This window comes from Acinetobacter sp. UBA5934 (assembly GCF_002430855.1).
GTDB lineage: Bacteria > Pseudomonadota > Gammaproteobacteria > Pseudomonadales > Moraxellaceae > Acinetobacter.
The window spans coordinates 15,142-15,497 of the sequence record NZ_DJDC01000120.1 but is presented as its reverse complement, the minus strand read 5'-3'; the positions used below and the strand labels follow the sequence as shown (position 1 = coordinate 15,497).

The window sequence follows — 356 nt, the reverse complement described above, 5'->3', positions numbered from 1 at the left end:
AACTTAAGCCAAAAATATCCATTTAATCCTTCTGCGAGCTTACAAGCAACCCGTCAGGAAATCAGTCAGATTTTAGGTGAAAACGGCAGTATTGCTCGCTTTGTCAAAGAGAATCTCGATCCATTGATCATTCGTCGTGGCTATCTCTTAACTTCTAAAACCTGGAAAGATTTGGGGATTAGTCTAAATCCGCAATTTGTGGTGAATTTTCAAAATTATGTTGCACCTAATAATGGCATGGCTACCGGTGAGTTGAATCAAACAATGGCAACAGCGGCAGTCAATTCATCAAATTTCCAGTTTTATCCATTAGAAAATTCACAATTGCTTTCTTATACCATTGATATTGATGGTCA

At 37.6% G+C, this 356-nt stretch carries 1 protein-coding gene; it reads left to right on the top strand.

All coding sequences use genetic code 11. From position 1 onward, the window contains the following. On the top strand, positions 1–356 hold a 356-nt coding region (locus B2Y23_RS08455), incomplete at both ends, for a hypothetical protein (RefSeq protein WP_291370203.1).